General features: G+C 41.1%; 16 protein-coding genes and 1 pseudogene. 8 read left to right on the top strand and 9 right to left on the bottom strand.

Translation table 11 applies throughout. From position 1 onward, the window contains the following. Window positions 1–529: 529 nt before the first annotated feature. Window positions 530–2,866 carry an ATP-dependent helicase gene (locus ACYTXL_RS29100; protein WP_461927673.1) on the top strand — a complete coding sequence of 779 codons (2,337 nt, stop codon included), beginning with the start codon at window positions 530–532 and terminating at the stop codon, window positions 2,864–2,866. Window positions 2,867–3,520: 654 nt separating this feature from the next. Here the strand turns inward: ACYTXL_RS29100 and ACYTXL_RS29095 are convergent. The 3 genes and pseudogenes from ACYTXL_RS29095 to ACYTXL_RS29085 form a co-directional block, all read right to left on the bottom strand. Next, a pseudogene (locus ACYTXL_RS29095) lies at window positions 3,521–3,607 on the bottom strand (hypothetical protein); the annotation flags it as partial. Between the two features lie 49 nt (window positions 3,608–3,656). Then, the gene (locus tag ACYTXL_RS29090) at window positions 3,657–4,325 is read right to left on the bottom strand and encodes a DUF1345 domain-containing protein (RefSeq protein ID WP_461927672.1); all 669 of its coding nucleotides are present in this window, start codon (window positions 4,323–4,325) and stop codon (window positions 3,657–3,659) included. A gap of 61 nt (window positions 4,326–4,386) precedes the next feature. Then, window positions 4,387–4,776, bottom strand: coding sequence for a DUF1499 domain-containing protein (locus ACYTXL_RS29085; RefSeq protein ID WP_461927671.1), 390 nt, complete (start codon window positions 4,774–4,776; stop codon window positions 4,387–4,389). A gap of 171 nt (window positions 4,777–4,947) precedes the next feature. Between ACYTXL_RS29085 and ACYTXL_RS29080 the strand changes: the two genes are divergently transcribed. From ACYTXL_RS29080 to ACYTXL_RS29070, 3 genes are all read left to right on the top strand, one after another. Then, the gene (locus ACYTXL_RS29080) at window positions 4,948–6,096 is read left to right on the top strand and encodes an alanine--glyoxylate aminotransferase family protein (protein ID WP_461927670.1); all 1,149 of its coding nucleotides are present in this window, start codon (window positions 4,948–4,950) and stop codon (window positions 6,094–6,096) included. 228 nt (window positions 6,097–6,324) lie between these two features. Then, window positions 6,325–6,972 (top strand): vWA domain-containing protein, encoded by a 648-nt coding sequence (locus ACYTXL_RS29075; protein ID WP_461927669.1) that lies wholly within the window; start codon window positions 6,325–6,327, stop codon window positions 6,970–6,972. 11 nt (window positions 6,973–6,983) lie between these two features. Beyond that, window positions 6,984–7,775: a PP2C family serine/threonine-protein phosphatase gene (locus ACYTXL_RS29070; protein ID WP_461927668.1), complete on the top strand. Its 792-nt coding sequence runs from the start codon at window positions 6,984–6,986 to the stop codon at window positions 7,773–7,775. Window positions 7,776–8,120: 345 nt separating this feature from the next. On the opposite strand, the gene ACYTXL_RS29065 is transcribed toward ACYTXL_RS29070, so the two are convergent. Continuing rightward, window positions 8,121–8,444 (bottom strand): hypothetical protein, encoded by a 324-nt coding sequence (locus tag ACYTXL_RS29065; RefSeq protein ID WP_461927667.1) that lies wholly within the window; start codon window positions 8,442–8,444, stop codon window positions 8,121–8,123. Window positions 8,445–8,899: 455 nt separating this feature from the next. Next, entirely contained in the window at window positions 8,900–10,555 is a 1,656-nt protein-coding gene (locus ACYTXL_RS29060) for a Ppx/GppA phosphatase family protein (protein WP_461927666.1), read from the bottom strand. Window positions 10,556–10,823: 268 nt separating this feature from the next. Here ACYTXL_RS29060 and ACYTXL_RS29055 point away from each other — a divergent pair, with 268 nt between their 5' ends. Both ACYTXL_RS29055 and ACYTXL_RS29050 read left to right on the top strand, forming a co-directional pair. Continuing rightward, window positions 10,824–11,705 carry a 4-hydroxybenzoate solanesyltransferase gene (locus tag ACYTXL_RS29055; protein ID WP_461927665.1) on the top strand — a complete coding sequence of 294 codons (882 nt, stop codon included), beginning with the start codon at window positions 10,824–10,826 and terminating at the stop codon, window positions 11,703–11,705. Window positions 11,706–11,880: 175 nt separating this feature from the next. Beyond that, window positions 11,881–12,648 carry a DsbA family protein gene (locus ACYTXL_RS29050; RefSeq protein ID WP_461927664.1) on the top strand — a complete coding sequence of 256 codons (768 nt, stop codon included), beginning with the start codon at window positions 11,881–11,883 and terminating at the stop codon, window positions 12,646–12,648. A 79-nt stretch (window positions 12,649–12,727) separates the two neighbouring features. Here the strand turns inward: ACYTXL_RS29050 and ACYTXL_RS29045 are convergent, their stop codons facing one another. From ACYTXL_RS29045 to ACYTXL_RS29035, 3 genes are all read right to left on the bottom strand, one after another. Continuing rightward, a complete protein-coding gene (locus ACYTXL_RS29045; RefSeq protein WP_461927663.1) occupies window positions 12,728–12,895 on the bottom strand; it encodes a hypothetical protein in 168 nt (55 codons plus the stop codon). Window positions 12,896–12,963: 68 nt separating this feature from the next. Next, window positions 12,964–13,407: an acyl-CoA thioesterase gene (locus tag ACYTXL_RS29040; protein WP_461927662.1), complete on the bottom strand. Its 444-nt coding sequence runs from the start codon at window positions 13,405–13,407 to the stop codon at window positions 12,964–12,966. A 59-nt stretch (window positions 13,408–13,466) separates the two neighbouring features. Further along, entirely contained in the window at window positions 13,467–14,054 is a 588-nt protein-coding gene (locus ACYTXL_RS29035) for a TetR family transcriptional regulator C-terminal domain-containing protein (protein WP_461927661.1), read from the bottom strand. A gap of 1,137 nt (window positions 14,055–15,191) precedes the next feature. On the opposite strand from ACYTXL_RS29035, the gene ACYTXL_RS29030 reads away from it, so the two are divergent. After that, the gene (locus ACYTXL_RS29030; protein WP_461921474.1) at window positions 15,192–15,989 is read left to right on the top strand and encodes a sulfite exporter TauE/SafE family protein; all 798 of its coding nucleotides are present in this window, start codon (window positions 15,192–15,194) and stop codon (window positions 15,987–15,989) included. A 42-nt stretch (window positions 15,990–16,031) separates the two neighbouring features. Here ACYTXL_RS29030 and ACYTXL_RS29025 read toward each other — a convergent pair whose 3' ends face one another. Further along, on the bottom strand, window positions 16,032–16,694 hold the full coding sequence (locus tag ACYTXL_RS29025; protein ID WP_461921473.1) for a cadmium resistance transporter: 663 nt from the start codon (window positions 16,692–16,694) through the stop codon (window positions 16,032–16,034). A 176-nt stretch (window positions 16,695–16,870) separates the two neighbouring features. Between ACYTXL_RS29025 and ACYTXL_RS29020 the strand changes: the two genes are divergently transcribed. Beyond that, window positions 16,871–17,629, top strand: coding sequence for a cadmium resistance transporter (locus tag ACYTXL_RS29020; protein ID WP_461921472.1), 759 nt, complete (start codon window positions 16,871–16,873; stop codon window positions 17,627–17,629). The last annotated feature ends 59 nt before the right edge of the window (window positions 17,630–17,688 follow it).

Genomic DNA, 17,688 nt, shown 5'->3' with positions numbered 1-17,688 from the left:
CTAGGAGCCAACCTCTATTTTTTAAGATTACTTAACATAGGTTGATTTATTCTCGCTTACTTAACTTATCATCAGAGCCAAATGCTTAATAAATTAAGCATTTTTTTTGTGCTTTTACATTTTGCGGTATCTTCATATTTTATAAGCAGAATTATTCAACCAAAAACAAATTCCTGTTTTTTCGATTTAGTTTCTTAACGAAATAGAATTCTGCAAAGCGGTACTAACCTGTAATTTTCCCTTGTTCTACGAGTTCGTCAAAAGAGGCAATTACTTAAATCGGCTTTGTGCGTATCATTAGTGAGAAATTCAGGAGAGATAAATAAGATGGCAATTACTTTTGGCAAGGATAGCGTCCAGTCTTCTGTAGGAAGTAGAAGTGGATTTAAAATAATATATATAAAATACATAACTCGTCGCGAGCGCTAATAATGCTATTGTTATTTAGTAAGAGAATGAAGCCCGCCAAGCGTGAAACTTCAGCCCCAAATCAGAACTACCGACCACTTTGTACAGATGGAATATCTAAGTGCGATCGCCTATTCCTAACCTGCAAGAGAAGATTCTCGAAATCCGTAACAGTCTACGCCCTGGACAGCAACAAATGGCTGACTGGGAATCTGGGCCTTTGGCTATTTCTGCGGTTCCTGGTGCAGGTAAATCTACTGGGATGGCGGCGGCGGCAGCGATCGCGATCGCACGTCAATATGAACGTTCATCCTTACGCCGTCACTTGGTAGTTGTGACTTTTACTCGCTCGGCTGCTGCCAACATTAAAGCGAAGATTCGCAGATTCTTACGAGATGATTTATCTATACCTCAGACGGGCTTTTTTGTCTATACCCTACATGGTCTAGCGTTAAACATTGCCAGCCGCCATTCTGATTTATCAGGTTTGCAATTAGAAAATGTCACATTAATTACACCAACCCAAAGTAACCGCTTTATCAGAACAGCCGTAGAGCAATGGATTGGGAATAATCCGCGAATATATTTGCGGTTATTAGAAGGTCATCAATTTGACGGGGAAGAGACAGAAAGGTTGCGTCGTCAATCGGTGCTGCGAACAGAAGTATTACCGGAATTGGCTAATACGGTAATTCATGAAGCAAAAAGTTCTGGGATATCGCCAGAGAAGTTGCGGGAATGGAGTAAACAAATCACAGATGAATATGCAATTTTGAGCGTCGCGGCGGGATTGTATCAGCAATATCAAAACTTAATGCGATCGCGTGACTTCATCGACTACGACGATATGATTTTAGCCGCACTGCGCGTTTTAGAAAATGACAGTGCGCGTCGCATTGAGCAAAACCAAGTTTTCGCCGTCTTTGAAGACGAAGCCCAAGATTCTAGTCCTCTTCAGACGCAGCTTTTAGAAATTTTGGCAAGTGATGGGGGAGATAATTTTTCACTCCTAACTCCTCACTCCCCACTCAATCTAGTAAGAGTCGGCGATCCTAACCAAGCGATTAACTCTACTTTCACCCCAGCCGATCCGATTTATTTTCGGCAATTTTGCGAAAGGTGCGATCGCATTAAACGATTGGCAACGATGGATCAAGCTGGTCGCAGTACTAGAATTATCATTGAAGCGGCTAACTTTGCGCTCAAATGGATCAATAATCAGTCGTTAGCAACAACGAATCACAAACAACAGGCTCCAGATAACCGACAAGTACCATTTCGCTTGCAGACAATTCGCCCTGTTGAAGTTAATGATCCGCAAACTAACGCTAACCCCGCAGCAGTCGGACGAGGACTAGAACTTTATACACCGCATGACATTCATCACACGGTTGAATTGTTATCTCAAAGGGTGATTGAATTATTTGGGGAAGATCCAACAAAAAATAGTGCCGCGATTTTAGTGCGAGAAAATCGCCAAGGACGATGGTTAGCAGAGGCTATGACATCTGTCTGCAAAGAGCATAATATTATACTTTACGATGTGGGAGAACGCGATCGCCGTTCCCATGTCCCCCAAGAGATTTTAGGATTACTGCAATTTTGCGATCGCCCCCACTCCCCCGATTACCTCAAAGCCGCACTAGAAGCATTAGTACAGCGCCAATTAATTCCTACCCAAGACCTCAACGCCCTTGCTAGTCTTCCAGAAGAATTTTTGTATCCTGGTCCTTTAGCAGTACCCCAGCCAGAAACAGTAGAAAAAGCCGCTCGCTTGTGTCGTAGTTTACTTCGCGCTCGCTTGGAATTGCCCCTGTATCAGCTAATTTCCTTTCTCGCCTTGACCTTAAATTACGACCAGGCAGAATTGGCGACTGCTGACAAACTCGCAGAACGGGTTAACCAGCAGATAGCTGGCAATAGTTCGATGGGGGGAATGCTATCAGCTTTAAGTGAAATCGTCAGTTCTGAACGGTTTGAACCAGTGGAAACGGAGGATTCGGAAGAACGTTACACTCGTCCCGGTCAATTAACCATTATTACGATGCACAAAGCCAAAGGGCTAGATTGGGACTATGTGTTTCTTCCCTTTCTCCACGAGAACTTAATTCCTGGGAGATTTTGGGTTCCTCCCCAAAAGCAGTTCTTAGGGGATTTTACCTTATCAGAAGTAGCCCGCGCCCAAATTCGTGCTGCTCTCCATGGGGAATCTACTATACCAAATGTCACACAAGCATGGGAACAAGCAAAGAACTTGAAAATCTCTGAAGAGTACCGTTTACTCTACGTTGCGATGACACGAGCAAAGCGTCTGGTGTGGATGTCTGCGGCGCAAAAAGCCCCCTTTACTTGGAGTAAACCGGATAATTTACAAGAACAAGCGCCTTGTCCGGTGTTTCCAGCATTAAAGCGCCAATTCCCTGAATGTGTGATGAATTTAGGGACTGACAAGAAATAAATTATCCATCTTGTGGGGTGGGCAGGAAAGCCCCCTTTTTAAGGGGGTTGGGGGATCTCTTCTGCGTAAGTCCTGGGCATTAAATAATTCGTAATTCCTAATTGGCATCTGTGCGACTCCCGGTATCCGGTCAGACACTAACCAGGGTTAAACTAAATTGCAAAATACTTGTCCAAACCTAATCAATCTAATTATTCTTTGGTCGTAAATAGACGATGCTGTAGGGGTTTAGCATGCTAAACCCCTACGAAATATCTGGTTTTTCACCTCATACATATTTGGTATTTCTTGTCAATGCCTAAGTCCTGGTGTTAGCCCTTTCAAGGTGGTGAAATTTGGAACGAAGATTGGTTATTTCGACCTTCAAAAATCCCCAAATCTGAGCGGAGGATTCAAGGTGGTAGCACTGGAACAACGTATCTTCGTTTGTCAGCTTGAAAGGACTAGTCCTGGTGTTGTGAACGAAAGTACTTGTGTTGTAAACCAAAAGACTTGTGTTAAGTAAGTAGGTGAGAATAAATCAAAGTAGATTAAGTAATGTAAAAAATCTTGAGATGAGTTCATAGTGAGGGCTACCCTGCGGGAACGCTTCGCGAACAGCCCTCAAATTAGGACTAAAGTCCTTACTACAAACCTTGAATTATTCACGCCGCTCTACTTATGAACGAAAATACTTGTGTTGTGAACGAAAATATTTGTGTTGTGAACGAAAATACTTGTGTTATGAACGAAAAGACTTGTGTGTACACTATTTCAAGCAACATCAAGCGCACCGTCTTCACAGCAATTTTTAAATCAGCGATGCAACGATATTAATAGTCATAGCTAAAATGGTGGTATTGAAAAAGAAGGATAATATGCTATGTAACAGAGTCAAGCGCCTCATATCGCGTGATCTCGTCTCCACATCTGAAACTTGACTAGTCATGCCAACTACAAAAGAATAATATAAAAATTCCCAATAGTCTGGATGGTCATTATCAGGAAAATTTAAACCTCCGGTGATTTCTTCACTATTATTATGATTAATGTATTTGTAATAGCTGTGTGCATATTGAACTGCAAACATCGTATGCACTAGTAACCAAGAACCGACAATGGTCATAATTGAAAGTATGACATGTAGCTTAAGCAGAAGTGGTGACAAGCCTTTTTTATCAGTTAGTAAAAACACAATCGCTAAAACACTAGCACAAGCCGCAGCGATCACCAGCAAGAATATAGCCAAATGTCCTTCATATTCATTCTCAGCATAACGGCGAATTTTTTGTGGGCTAGCCTTGATCATTTTCCACCACGTTACGGCTAAGAAAAAGTCAATACCGGAGTTCCAAGCGCAGAGAATGCGAGTCGGCAAGTGTAGCCAACGCGGAAGGATTACTGAAACTAATACAGCGAGTCCGACAGCAAAGATTAGTCGGGGTCGAGAGTCAAAGTTTTTAAATAAATTAAGTCTCACAAATGTTGCGATCGCAGATGTTATCCAGTCCAGTTTAACTAATTCGTAATTGAATTATCAATTACTTTAACTTGGCTCTAATCGTCTCTATTCGTTGACGATTGACACCCAAATCACTTTCACCTAAGCGTGAGGCTGAACGCACTTGGATAACATTAGCATTCCGGTCTAGATAGAATTCTACATCATCTACAAATCCCAGTAAAGCACTTTTAAATTCTATATATAAATAATCTTTACTTTCGGTAATGATTTTGGTTCTTGGTAAGGACTGAATAATCTTTTTGAGATTAGTAATCGCTTGCTGTGGAGTAGATGTAAAACTCAGTGGTGCAATTTTGTGGGTTGCATCTGCACTTTGACTAGAAATGCAGTTAAGGGAATTAGGGCACGATGCTAATTTACCATTGTTAACACCTAAATTATTTGGTGGTTTGCCAGCAAAAACCATAATTATATCTCCAGGTAATTGAATAAGTATACTGTCACACATTTGTTTGAATCAGTGTAATACCTTGCCGCACTCGCATCTTCTGGCAAATGACAGATTCACTAAAACATCGGTGATGCGATCGCTGATCGCTTTATGATGCGATAAGTATCGTCTAGGCGAAGACAGATTATGACGCAAACAATTTCAATCAACGACTCTGGGCGCTTGCAACTCACACCGCTAGAAATCCCATCCCGTCTCCTGTTAGGGCCTGGTCCCTCCAATGCCCATCCTACAGTTCTCCAGGCGATGAATACTTCACCCGTTGGGCATCTTGACCCAGCTTTTCTCGCACTGATGGATGAAATTCAGTCGTTGCTACGTTACGTATGGCAAACAGAAAACCCGCTAACCATTGCAGTCAGTGGTACCGGAACAGCCGCAATGGAAGCAACCATTGCTAATGCCGTTGAACCCGGTGATGTGGTTTTGATTGGTGTAGCTGGTTACTTTGGTAATCGCCTTGTGGATATGGCTGGACGTTATGGTGCTGATGTGCGAAGCATTACCAAACCTTGGGGACAAGTTTTTAACCTTGATGAACTTCAAACTGCTTTAAAAACTCATCGTCCAACTATTTTAGCTCTAGTTCATGCCGAAACCTCCACCGGCGCACGTCAACCATTGGAAGGGGTGGCTGATTTGTGTCGGGAATTTGGCACTTTGTTACTGGTGGATACAGTGACGAGTTTGGGTGGCGTCCCCGTGTTTTTGGATACTTGGGGAGTTGACCTCGCCTATAGTTGTAGCCAAAAAGGGTTGGGTTGCCCACCTGGTGCTTCCCCCTTTACGATGAGTGTGCGTGCAGTTGAGAAATTGCAACAGCGTCAAACAAAGGTTGCAAACTGGTATTTGGATATGTTGTTGCTGGGCAAGTATTGGGGCGCTGAACGCACCTATCACCACACAGCACCGATTAATTTATACTATGCATTGCGGGAAGCATTACGTTTGCTTGCAGAAGAGGGGTTAGCAAACTCCTGGCAGCGTCATCAAAAGAATGTAGAATATCTTTGGGAAGGGTTGGAGAATTTAGGATTGAGTATGCACGTTGAGCAAGAGTATAGACTACCAACGCTTACTACTGTCTGCATTCCAACAGGGGTAGATGGGAAAGCGATCGCTCGGCAGTTACTCAATGAACATAATATTGAAATTGGCGGTGGTCTTGGCGAACTCGCTGGTAAAGTCTGGCGCGTGGGATTGATGGGCTTTAATAGTCGTAAGGAAAGTGTTGACCAACTTTTAACGGCACTGCGGCAAGTTTTACCTAACTAGTTTTTGCGTAATCAGGTCTCCTCAGTTTACCTCAATCTATGGCTCAATTACCTGAAAATTGCTGTAATTCCGTCCGACTACTTATCAGTTAACAAACACAAACGCTTTCAATCAGGCAAATAGACAGTAGTATTTATAAGTATAAATACTACTGCGAAAGTGTATTTTTTAGCCAATAATGTAGGTGATTGAGCTCTCAGACCAATTGACTCAATTTAGGAGCGTCGAATGCCTGAATTCGTTGAAAATCCAGAAAATCGTTGCCCTGTAATTCTCTTACTCGATACTTCTGGCTCTATGTCAGGTCAGCCTATCCAAGAGTTAAATCGAGGACTTGCTGCTTTTAAAAAAGATGTAGTAAAAGATTCCCAAGCATCGCTGAGTGTGGAAGTAGCTATGATCACATTTGGCTCCATAGCTAAACTGATACAAGACTTTGTGACGATTGACCAATTTACACCGCCTACATTGGAAGTAGCTGGTGTTACCCGAATGGGTGCGGCGATTGAGTATGCTTTGGATTTTCTAGAAAACCGGAAACAGACTTATAAAGACAACGGTATTCTCTATTATCGCCCTTGGGTGTTTTTGATTACAGACGGAGCGCCAACTGACTCCTGGGATTCAGCCGCGAAAAGATTGAGAGAAGCAGAAGCACAAAGCCGACTATCATTTTTTGCGGTTGGTGTAAAGGATGCTGATATGAATATCCTCAAACAAATTTCTCCTCCTGAACGTCCACCAGTTATGGTAAATGGCTTAGATTTTCGTGAGTTGTTTGTCTGGCTTTCTGCTTGGATGAAACGGGTTTCTAGTGCCAAAGTAGGGCAAGCTGTAGCTTTATCGGCTATGGGATGGGGTCAAATTAGCAGTTAGGAGGAAATTTTGTGAATTGGAAAGCTGTTGCGCGTTCTGCGATCGGAACAAGTCATGAAAACCAGGGTATAGTTTGTCAAGATTATGGGGATTATCGGATCTTTCATGATGTGATTATTGTAGGCGCCGTTGCAGATGGTGCTGGCAGTGCTAAACATTCTGATGTTGGTGCTAAGTTGGCGGTAGAAACCGTACTCAAATGTTTTTCTGATATTAATGAATCTCCTCAGAAGGAAGAAGAATTAGAGCCAGGTTATTCTAAACGACTGTCCAAAGAAGAAGCTGAGAAACTGTTTGCTACAATTGTGAAAAAAGCTATTGCAAAGTTACATGAGCAAGCAGCCAAAGAAAATTATTCTGTCAATGATTTAGCTTGTACATTGTTGATTTTCCTGGCAGCTCCTGACTGGTTTGCAGCTATGCAAATTGGGGATGGATTTATTGTAATGCGTTCTCAAGAGTCAGAATATCAACTGTTGTTTCAGCCAGATAAAGGTGAGTTTGCTAATGAAACTACTTTTATCACCTCAGCAAATGCAGTAAAAGAAATGCAGGTAAAGGTTATTTCCGAAAAACAAGAGTTTATTTGTGCTTCCACTGATGGACTAGAAAAAGTAGCAATTCGCTTGAGCGACTGGGAACCCTTCTCACCTTTCTTTAAACCTTTGGAGGAATACCTGCACGAACCTGTTAATGGAGAGGAGAAAGATAAATATCTGATGGAATTCCTCAACTCTGAACGTCTAAATTCTCGCACTGACGATGATAAAACCTTACTTTTGTGCTTGTTTGATAGAGAGTAAAATTCGATGACAGTTTTCATCTGTGCCAGTACGGGTCAATCGATTACTCTGTTGGGTGAACCTAAAATTAGTGGTGAAGCGTAAGGATTCAGGTGTTTGAAACCCAGTCACAGAGATAGTTTCAAAATTGACTTTGGCTTATTAACATACCTTTAGTCGCAATAATGCACGGAAATATAGGCGTTCCGTAATTATTATTGAGAATATAAATTTGTAGTTAATCCCCGGAAAGTATTATCAGGAAACGATTGTAGACATTTTGGTATGACCTGAATCCTTACGCTGAAGCGAAGGTTTGCCTTTGTTGAAAAAGTGAGACGTGATCAGTATCAAATATCCATAAACTCACTTAGTTTCATTCTCCGCATCAAGCTGCCGATAATGTTCCTCCATTTTTGCGTCAAGTTCACGGCGGTCAGCTTCTATATATTCCAGCATTTCATCAAATTGTGGATCATCCTTGAACATACCCGCAAATTTCATCCAAGGATTTTCTACTTTGGGTGGTTCAATTTCTAAAGTCGCAATCTTGGCTGTTCTTAACCGAGTTTGCAAACTTTGACTGAGTTTTTCTATTGCTTCCGTTTCGGTATTTCCTAAACCTTGACAGTCTGGTAAAACTAGCAATGTTGCTTTAACTGCACCATCTTCTTGATTTTCAATCAGCACATCATATTTGGATAATAAACAATACTTTTCAAATATCCTCTGAAGCCTGAGTATTCTCTAGTGCAGAAAACCAAGCAATTGAGGCTACTTTATTGATTATATAAGGATACCTAAGTTTTCCCGGCTTAGATATCCAATAGCAACATAACCTATATTAAATAGATTGTTAACTCTATTCTAATTACTACTTTTTATTTTTAAATCCCTCTTAGGACAGTTTATAAATTGATCCTTAAGTAAAATGCAAAAATTAGCTAGGAAGTTTACTTTAATTTTGAAACCCTATTAAAATAAAAATTTTGTTCTATAATAGGTATTTTTAGTTCATAGATAATATACATCTGATTTTTAGGTCAAGTTTTTATATTGAGCCTAACTTCTAAAGCTGATGAATTATCACAATAAGGAAACATATATGTGCAGGGGCGTTAAAGCAGTGTAACGCACCCTATTTTCTAAGACAAGTTAGCAACGCTAGACTTTTCTAAAGTCGCAACTAATTTTACACCAAATTCTTCCTCAAACACTGCTTTTTTATAATCTAAACTCCAGAGTTCTAAAGCACAATCATCATCAGGTTGTGATGGGAAAATTAGCAGATTACACTGCCTCAATTGTGGATAACACTCACATTCAACTTGAGCGATCGCACCAATTTGTCGTCGATCTAATGCCACTGCCAATCTTAAAATCGCACTCAATTGACTAACAATTTGTCGCTGGTCTTTAGTCAGCAAATTCTGGTAATCTTCATGTTTTTTCTTGGGCGGCGATTTGCGATGATAACGCGCTAAATTGGCAATGATTTCAATTTCGGTTTCTGTATAACCAAGTAATTCACCATTGCGAATTAGATAGTAAGAGTGCTTGTGGTGAGACGAATGACTGATATAGTGACCGCAATTGTGTAATATTGCAGCAGTCCACAGCAGTTGTCGCTCGTCAACTCCCCAGTGGTGTAGGATACCTTGAGTTTGGTCAAATAAACTCTGGGCAAATTTGGCGACGCGATCGCTATATTCTAAGTTAACGTGGTATTTATTAGCGAGTTTTAAAACATTCCGTTCTCGAACTGAACTTTGGTAACGCAGCTTATCTTCAATTAAACCATGAGTTAGCATCCAGTCTACAATTACGCCTTCCCTGAGAGAACGCTCACAAACTGTTACTGATTCACTACCCAAGAGGGTCATTGCTTCCTGTAATATTACTGCACCAGCAAGTATAACTTCAGCCCGCTTATCTGGCATACCGGGAATCGCAGCCCTTTCTGAGTTACTCAGTTTCCGCAAGCGATTTACCAACTCTCGCAAGTCTTTAAGACTGAACTGGTAGCCATTGAGAGTGGAAGGAATAACACTCGATTTTTCTCGTGCATGAATCATCGCCAGGGTTTCAATTGTGCCAGAGGTACCCACCAAACGCGGAGATTCCCCAAGCTGGAGGTTTGCTAGTACCTCATCCACGGAACGTTCTAACATCCCGCGTGCATAGGCTTGCAGCTGCTGAAACTCAGTGTTGCTGATCGGATCGGTGGTGATTAATTCGCTAGTGAGTCGTACTGCACCGACTTTGGTACTAGTGAGAGTACGCGGTTCATTACTGTCGCCCAAAATCAACTCTGTGGAACCACCGCCAATATCAACAATCATGTGGGGCTGGTTGTTAAATTCCATCCCCGACAGCACGCCAAGATAGATTCGTCGCGCTTCTTCTTGACCAGAAATCAAGTCAACACTTAAACCCAACTCTGTTTCTATTCTGTGCAAAAAATCTTTACCATTTGGGGCTTCCCGCACAGCACTAGTTGCCACAGCAATGATTGTTTCAGCATTGATAGTTTTGGCAACTTCTTGGAAGCGTCCTAAAGCAGCGATCGCCGATTTAATTATCTCCGGTTTGAGTTCCCCTGTAGTAAGATTGCGATCGCCTAGTCTCACAGTTTCTTTTTCTCTGGCGATAATGCTGAAAGCTGGTAGTGTGGGGTCAATCTTGACTACTACCATGTGTAGAGAATTTGTTCCCAAGTCAATGGCAGCAATAATCCGATGTTGGTTAGGTGGTTGAGTTGGAACACTCTCCCAGCTAGCCGAAGCTACTAAATTCAGCATCTAGTTCTCTCTCTTTATAAGAAATGATGGCAAACGGTGGTATGTCGCGGTAGCTGGCACTGATATTTATTGCAATACACTTGCTGAGAAATTGACCGTTGGTCGAGGGTAACTGAGCTAAGTATATTCACCCTAATGTTTCTAACCGTAGTGACTATTTAAAGATATTTAAGGTTGCCACTTTGGGTTATGTTTTTACAAATAACAAATAAGGTTATTCTATAAAAGATGTGTGAATTTATCTATCTAAAGTTATTTGTTGATTTATATGTTAACGACGCCAGAACGCCCCCAGTCACCAGTTTGGCTAGTAATTATCCGGCTTTTGCGATGGCATAAACCAGAAGGACGATTAATTTTAATGATTCCTGCACTTTGGGCTGTGTTTTTGGCAGCGTCTGGGAAACCGCCTTTACCTCTGGTTGCTGTGATTATATTGGGGACTCTGGCCACGAGTGCGGCTGGGTGTGTTGTCAATGATTTGTGGGATCGGGATATTGATCCACAAGTGGAGAGAACATGCGATCGCCCCCTCGCTTCTCGCGCCCTGTCTGTGAAAGTTGGGATTGTAGTTGCGATCGTCTCGCTAGTATGTGCAGCAATCTTAGCCTTTTATCTTAACCCCCTGAGTTTCTGGTTATCTGTGGCGGCAGTGCCGGTAATTCTGCTGTATCCAGGTGCAAAACGGGTGTTTCCCGTACCGCAGCTGGTGCTTTCGATGGCTTGGGGTTTTGGGGTATTGATTAGCTGGAGTGCAGTCACACAAACCATTTCCCAACCAACTTGGTTACTTTGGGGTGCGACTGTATTATGGACATTGGGATTTGATACTCTTTATGCTATGAGCGACAAAGAAGACGATCGCCGCATTGGTGTTAATTCTAGCGCTCTATTTTTTGGCAATTATGCCCCTGTAGCCATTGGAATTTTTTTTGCTGGCACCATCTTGTTATTGGCTTGGTTAGGTGTATTCATACATCTGCACTTAGCCTTCTGGATTAGTCTTGCAGTTGCTACTATCGGATGGATTTGGCAGTCTCTGCGATTAACAAAGCAAGACTTACCTAACCCTGTTTATGGTGAGATGTTTCGCCAAAACGTGTGGATTGGTTTTATTTTACTTGCTGGGATGATTGCTGGATCTTTTTAATAACTAAAAAGTAATGTATATAGGACTTACGCAAAACTACACGCACTCTGGGACAATTCATGTAGACGAAGGCTAACCGCAGGGTATTGTCCCTACCTAAAAATCAGGGTTTAGGTTATTGTTTGCGTAAGTCGTGGTATAAAATCCCCTTGAAGAAGTATTTATGAGTTTTTGTATGGGTACATTATTTCATTGGTTTAGTCCGTTATTTCAGTATCTGCGTATTTGGACAGCAATCGGTCTAATATGTTTGGTCGTCACCTGGCCATTTCCTGCACAAGCCAGCAGCACCATTGATCCGCAGTTGGAACAGCAAGTATTACAAATTATCCGGGAACATCCAGAGGTAGTTATTGAGTCTGTTCAAGCCTATCAGCAGCAGCAACAACAGAAAGTAAAACAAGTACAACAAGCATTTTTAGAGGATTTTAAGAAGAATCCTCAAACAGTGATTGGTAAGTCTCCCACCACAGGTTCAACTCAATCAAAAACTGTGCTAATAGAATTTTCAGATTTTCAATGTCCCTATTGTGCTGAGGCGCATAAAACCTTGAAAGAATTGTTAGTAAACTATCCTGATAAACTAAGATTAGTTTACAAGAATTTCCCTCTCATTTCAATTCATTCTGAAGCATTGCCAGCTGCTGTCGCAGCTTGGGCGGCATATCAGCAGGGCAAATTTTGGGAATATCATGATGCGCTATTTACTAATCAAAAGCAACTAGGTGAAGCGTTATATTTAGATATTGCTAAAAAACTGAATCTGAATTTGGGTAAATTTAAACGCGATCTCACTCTTGCCACTCCCGCAATTAAGAACGATATCCAGCTAGCGGAGAAATTGGCTGTTCCTGGCACACCTTTCTTTGTCATTAATAGTCCAAGTTTTTCAGGAGTAGTGCAGCTAGAAGACATCAAAAGGATATTGACTGATGCTAAGTAAATTGTTGTAAGGAGTAGCTTATGAGGAGTGATGAGGATAAATTTTCATCCTTTCTCATGTTCCTAAAGATATGACAACTTCAGTGGTGATGCCAGTTTTGGAGATTGCTATAGAGTGTAGTTGATTCGTTAGCGATCGCAATTACTTCTTGATATCCCGCCTCAATACTCACAAACTCACTAATTCTTGCTATTAGCCACACACGACGAGCATTTGGCGAGAGCGGATTGTAGTAAAATTTCAGCATCGGGAATTATTGATAAATAAAACCGTTCAGTCTGAAAATAGGTAAAAAAATTTCAGCTTTTATCAAATTCAAATTTCCTGAGTCACTTGCTGACACTGCAAATATTTATTTTGTAATTCTTCTGGAATTTTAATAGGACGACCATTGTGCAAACTAATAAAAGCACCTTTTTGTGTAGCCACTGCTGCTAACTCATTATTAGATAAAATTTCCGCTTGCACAGTCCACTTCAACCGTCCTAAGTTACTCAGCCATAAACGTCCAATCACTTGATCAATAATCTTTATCGGGCGTTTATATTCAATTTCCGTTCCAGCTAGAATCGGTGTATATCCTTGCTCAATTTGTTGATTGAGTTGCCAATGTTCATCTAAAAACTTTAAACGTAAATCCTCTAGCCATCTGATATACACAATATTACTCACGATTCCCATAAAGTCAATGTCATAAGTTTTTACAGGAATTGCTAATACTACTTCTAATGGTCTATGCAAATTATTATTTACTAGCATTATTTCTTTGGATGAATTATGTTTTAATACTGCTCGGACTGTAAAAGAGGAAAATAAATTTAAAGGTGAGTTTCCAAGTATTCATTCAGGTGATTAATTACCCTGTGCATGTGAATTGAATCTCCATAAAGCTTGCTCATCATTACGGCTCCTTCAAGTGTTGCAATTATGATGGTAGCGATTTCATCAGCACTTACTTCCGGGCGAATTTCACCCTTTTCAATTCCCGTTTCAATAATTCGACGAATCAGATGCAGCCAAGAGTCCATCGCCTGTTGAGCACGTTCTCGCAACGCCGGATGAGCATCATCACTCTCCACAGCAGTATTCAGCAGTGGACACCCTCCCTTGATCGGTGGATTTTCTGCGAAGCTACTAAATACGCCAATAATTGCTTGCAGACGTTCTACTGCGTGGCATTTGCTTCGTAATGCAAATCTAGTATGCTGTTTGATGCGAGCGATCGCAAAGTCAAAAGCCTGTAGTGCTAGATCATCTTTGCTTTGAAAGTGATTGTAAATTCCTCCTTTCTGCAATCCAGTAACACGCATAATGTCTGACATTGATGAGCCTGCATACCCCTGTTGGTTAAACAGTTCGGCTGCTTGGTGGAGAATTCTGCTTTTTGTTTCTTCGCCTTTGGACATTACAGCGATTTTTAGAGTAGTTTATTGAATTGAAAATTGCTGTAAATAAAACATTACCGACCGAATGGTTTTATTTACGTTATCATAATAGTCGCTTGAAAGTCAAGGGGCTTTTAGCATTGTAATCAGTTCTGGAGTTTAGACTAGTTCCCGGTGCGAAACTCAGAAGGCTCATTCTATAAAGCCTAAAAACCAAGGTTTTAGTTCCTGGAAACATCTTAAATCCGTATCCTTATTTTTTGAAAATTTAGTTTCGCACCGGGAACTAGACTAAGCTATGCAAAATGACCCAGCAGGGCTGGCGTAAATCATCCGCGAACACTATTTTCTTTGTTTTACCCTCTATTTCTCCTTAACCGAGCAGTATTGATCCCTATGGTTCTTAAATTGGAGGTATTTTTTTTAACAACCAGTCCTCAGAAGTTTAACTGACTGCGGTGTATTATCCAGAGAATCTAGCGATATACAACGCGAATACGCTGGACGTTTGCTCATGCTTACAAGTAAAATACGGCAAGTGCATCGCCTTACGTGCTTTTATATCTCAAGCCGCAGAAAAACCAGTTAGAAGTTGAGTTTAGCAGAGCAACTGACCCATAAGCAGTTATCAAAGTCTGTTTCAGCTAAATGCCAGTTGTCATGCTTCCAAAAACTTCCAGACAGGTTTTCAGTTGTCCAGGAATCCTCTGCCCTAACTTTATAGGTGACCGAATTTTAGGTTTTAAATTTTGGATTGTTGGCGGAGCCTCTCGTAGAGAAGATTCAAAACCCAAAATTTAAAAAGGGTTGCAGAGCAAGCAAATTTATACTTGCTCTGCAAGAAGCAAGCTACGTGAAACAAATCTAAAAGCGTTCGACTGACTTGTACTGAGCTTGCCTGCCCTGAGCCCTTCGACAAGCTCAGGGTAACACCTGTGGAAGGGTCGAAGTAGCGCTCACACCGAAGTCTAAAATCTAAAATCTAAAATCCAAAATTGTCTGACTTTCGGTTCTAGCTGCTCGTAGTTAAGTCAGTGAAAAGTTATCAAAGCTTCGTTTGGGGATTTAAACCCTAACCAACGCTGCTCACTTATAGAAGTGGGAGACTCAACAGGACTTTGATAACTGATAAGTGAATTGTTGAAACCCCCAAAGAGTATGCACTATATATTACTACCACTCTTAAGCTTTTTTGTTGGCATCATCGTTGGTTTGACGGGAATTGGCGGAGCCTCTCTCATCACCCCAATGTTGATTTTTGTTTTTCAAGTTCCGCCTTCCATCGCTGTGAGTTCTGATGTTGTAGCTGCCACATTGATGAAGATTGTTGGTAGCGTCAAGCATTGGGAACAGAAAACCCTTGATACAGAAGTTGTCAAATGGCTGGCATTCGGGAGCGTTCCAGGCTCACTATTCGGGGTAGGGATTTTGCACTTCATTAAACGTACCAGTGAGTACAATCTGGATAACATCTTGCTCCGTTTGCTTGGCGGCATGATTTTGCTAGTCACAGTGTTAGCACTAGTGCAATTGTTGTTATTGACTTTTTTCCCTAAATTTAATTTACCCGAACTGCCAAAGTTAGACTTAGAAACTAATTTTAGTCGCTTCCTAACAATCACTTTGGGAGCAATTTTAGGCTGTTTAGTTGGTCTAACTAGCGTCTCTTCAGGTTCAATGTTTGCCCTAGTGCTGATTGGGTTTTTCCGCCTTGATGCACGGAAGTTAGTGGGTACAGATATTTCACACGCAGCAATTTTACTACTGTTTACAGCCCTCGGTCATCTCAGTCTGGGAACAGTTGATTGGAGTCTGGTACTACCTATATGGCTAGGCTCTGTTCCAGGGGTGTTAGTAGGCGCTAAAATCTGCCAAGTAGCTCCCCAGCGCCCACTACGGTTTATTATTTATGCCATCTTGATGATGGTGAGTTGGAAATTAGTTCATCAGGTATGACCAATTTGAGTTTTCAATTCCAAATTCAGCATTCAACATTGATTAACTTCTCACCCAAGGTAGTAGAGTAAATGTACCTCGTTCATACATAATGAAGAGACCCAAGCCAATTAACACAAAAGGTACGACAGCTTGACCGTAGCGACTTAAAATATAAGCAATGGTAGGTTGACGGCTTAAAAAATAAGCGATCGCACACCAAACCCCTACCATGACAAAAAATATACTTAGAATGACTCCCAAGCTGGCAAGATCATGACCAGCGAATAGAGGGATATATATACTAATATTGTCACCGCCATTAGCGATCGTTATTGCTGCTACTTTATAAGTTTGGGGATGCAAAACACTCAAAATAAAAGATAATACCGGGTTAGTAGGTGTAGACTGATTAAAATCATTGCTGACTGTCTGAACTGTTATAGTTTCTTCTTTTCTAGATACTAATTGCTGAAGACCAATTGCTATTGGTAGCAGTCCTAGCAATCCTATCCATTCTCGCTGGATAACCAATCCACCAAAAAATCCTGGTAAACTAGCGATGATAATGGCTACAAAACCTAGATATTGACCGAGTAAGATATGCCGGGGGCGAAAATTAACATTTACCTGTGAAAAAAGTATTAACAAGATAATGATGTCATCTATGTTAGTGGCTATGAAGGCAATTATCCCTTCACTGAAGGTTGTCCCTAACTTACTCATGCTGGATTTTTATAACCTACGATTTATCACCATACCAAATTAACCTTATAGCAGTCCTATCTGATTTGTGAAAATCGCAAGGCTCAGATACCCGACTTCTCTAAGAAGTCGGGTATCTCATTGTTTAGGAATGATTTAGGATTGCTACAAAACCATATCAATATTTCTCTTAAAATATGAACGAGTTATTTACTGCAATTACTACAGGGGCGATCGCGTTCATTGCCACTAACATTGATGATATTGTCATTCTATTGTTGTTTTTTTCTCAAATAAATGCTAGCTTTCGCCCTCGGCATATAGTTGCTGGTCAGTTTCTAGGTTTTACGGTTCTGTTAATCCTTAGTCTTCCTGGTTTATTTGGTGGGTTAGTTTTGTCAAAAAGCTGGATTGGATTACTTGGTTTACTACCAATGTCCATAGGTATCAGTAGCTTAGTGAATCGGGAAGAAGATTTATCAAAAGAAGTCGTAGCTGTAACAGAAGAAGCTGAAGCACCAACAATTGCTAGTTTTTTTTCTCCCCAAACTTATAGCGTGGCAGCCGTTACAATTGCCAATGGTAGCGATAATATTAGTGTCTACGTACCTTTATTTGCTAGCAGCAACTTAGAGACTTTTTTAGTAATTATCGGAATATTCTTTCTATTATTAGGAGTTTGGTGCTACGCTGCATACAAATTAACTAACAACAGAGTCATAGCTGATGTATTGACTCGCTACGTTAATATTTTTGTGCCTTTTGTTCTGATAGGGTTAGGCGCTTTTATTGTATTAAAAAGTGAAGCTTTGAGCTTAATAAAGCTAGCTGCTAGTTGTTTCTGTTTGATGATTTTGGTGAAAAATAATCAAAGTGTCGGTCAACCACCCACCACTAATCGGAGTACCGATATAGTGGGGGCTTGCAAGAGCCTAGTTGACCAGTCTAAGTGTTAAATCACTACATTTAAGGCAAGTGTTCAAGACCTACCGGGGGATGCGAAGCTAGTCCCCCG

Source organism: Nostoc sp. (assembly GCF_054880495.1).
This window is presented reverse-complemented; position numbering and strand designations above follow the sequence as displayed.

Bases quoted from the DNA above. Each gene is read 5' to 3' on its own strand.
- ACYTXL_RS29050 (WP_461927664.1), top strand. From the start codon at position 11,881: ATGGGTACATTATTTCATTGGTTTAGTCCGTTATTTCAGTATCTGCGT.
- ACYTXL_RS29055 (WP_461927665.1), top strand. From the start codon at position 10,824: ATGTTAACGACGCCAGAACGCCCCCAGTCACCAGTTTGGCTAGTAATT.
- ACYTXL_RS29035 (WP_461927661.1), bottom strand. From the start codon at position 14,054: ATGTCCAAAGGCGAAGAAACAAAAAGCAGAATTCTCCACCAAGCAGCC.
- ACYTXL_RS29040 (WP_461927662.1), bottom strand. From the start codon at position 13,407: ATGCTAGTAAATAATAATTTGCATAGACCATTAGAAGTAGTATTAGCA.
- ACYTXL_RS29060 (WP_461927666.1), bottom strand. From the start codon at position 10,555: ATGCTGAATTTAGTAGCTTCGGCTAGCTGGGAGAGTGTTCCAACTCAA.
- ACYTXL_RS29080 (WP_461927670.1), top strand. From the start codon at position 4,948: ATGACGCAAACAATTTCAATCAACGACTCTGGGCGCTTGCAACTCACA.
- ACYTXL_RS29045 (WP_461927663.1), bottom strand. From the start codon at position 12,895: ATGCTGAAATTTTACTACAATCCGCTCTCGCCAAATGCTCGTCGTGTG.
- ACYTXL_RS29075 (WP_461927669.1), top strand. From the start codon at position 6,325: ATGCCTGAATTCGTTGAAAATCCAGAAAATCGTTGCCCTGTAATTCTC.
- ACYTXL_RS29085 (WP_461927671.1), bottom strand. From the start codon at position 4,776: ATGGTTTTTGCTGGCAAACCACCAAATAATTTAGGTGTTAACAATGGT.
- ACYTXL_RS29020 (WP_461921472.1), top strand. From the start codon at position 16,871: ATGAACGAGTTATTTACTGCAATTACTACAGGGGCGATCGCGTTCATT.
- ACYTXL_RS29025 (WP_461921473.1), bottom strand. From the start codon at position 16,694: ATGAGTAAGTTAGGGACAACCTTCAGTGAAGGGATAATTGCCTTCATA.
- ACYTXL_RS29030 (WP_461921474.1), top strand. From the start codon at position 15,192: ATGCACTATATATTACTACCACTCTTAAGCTTTTTTGTTGGCATCATC.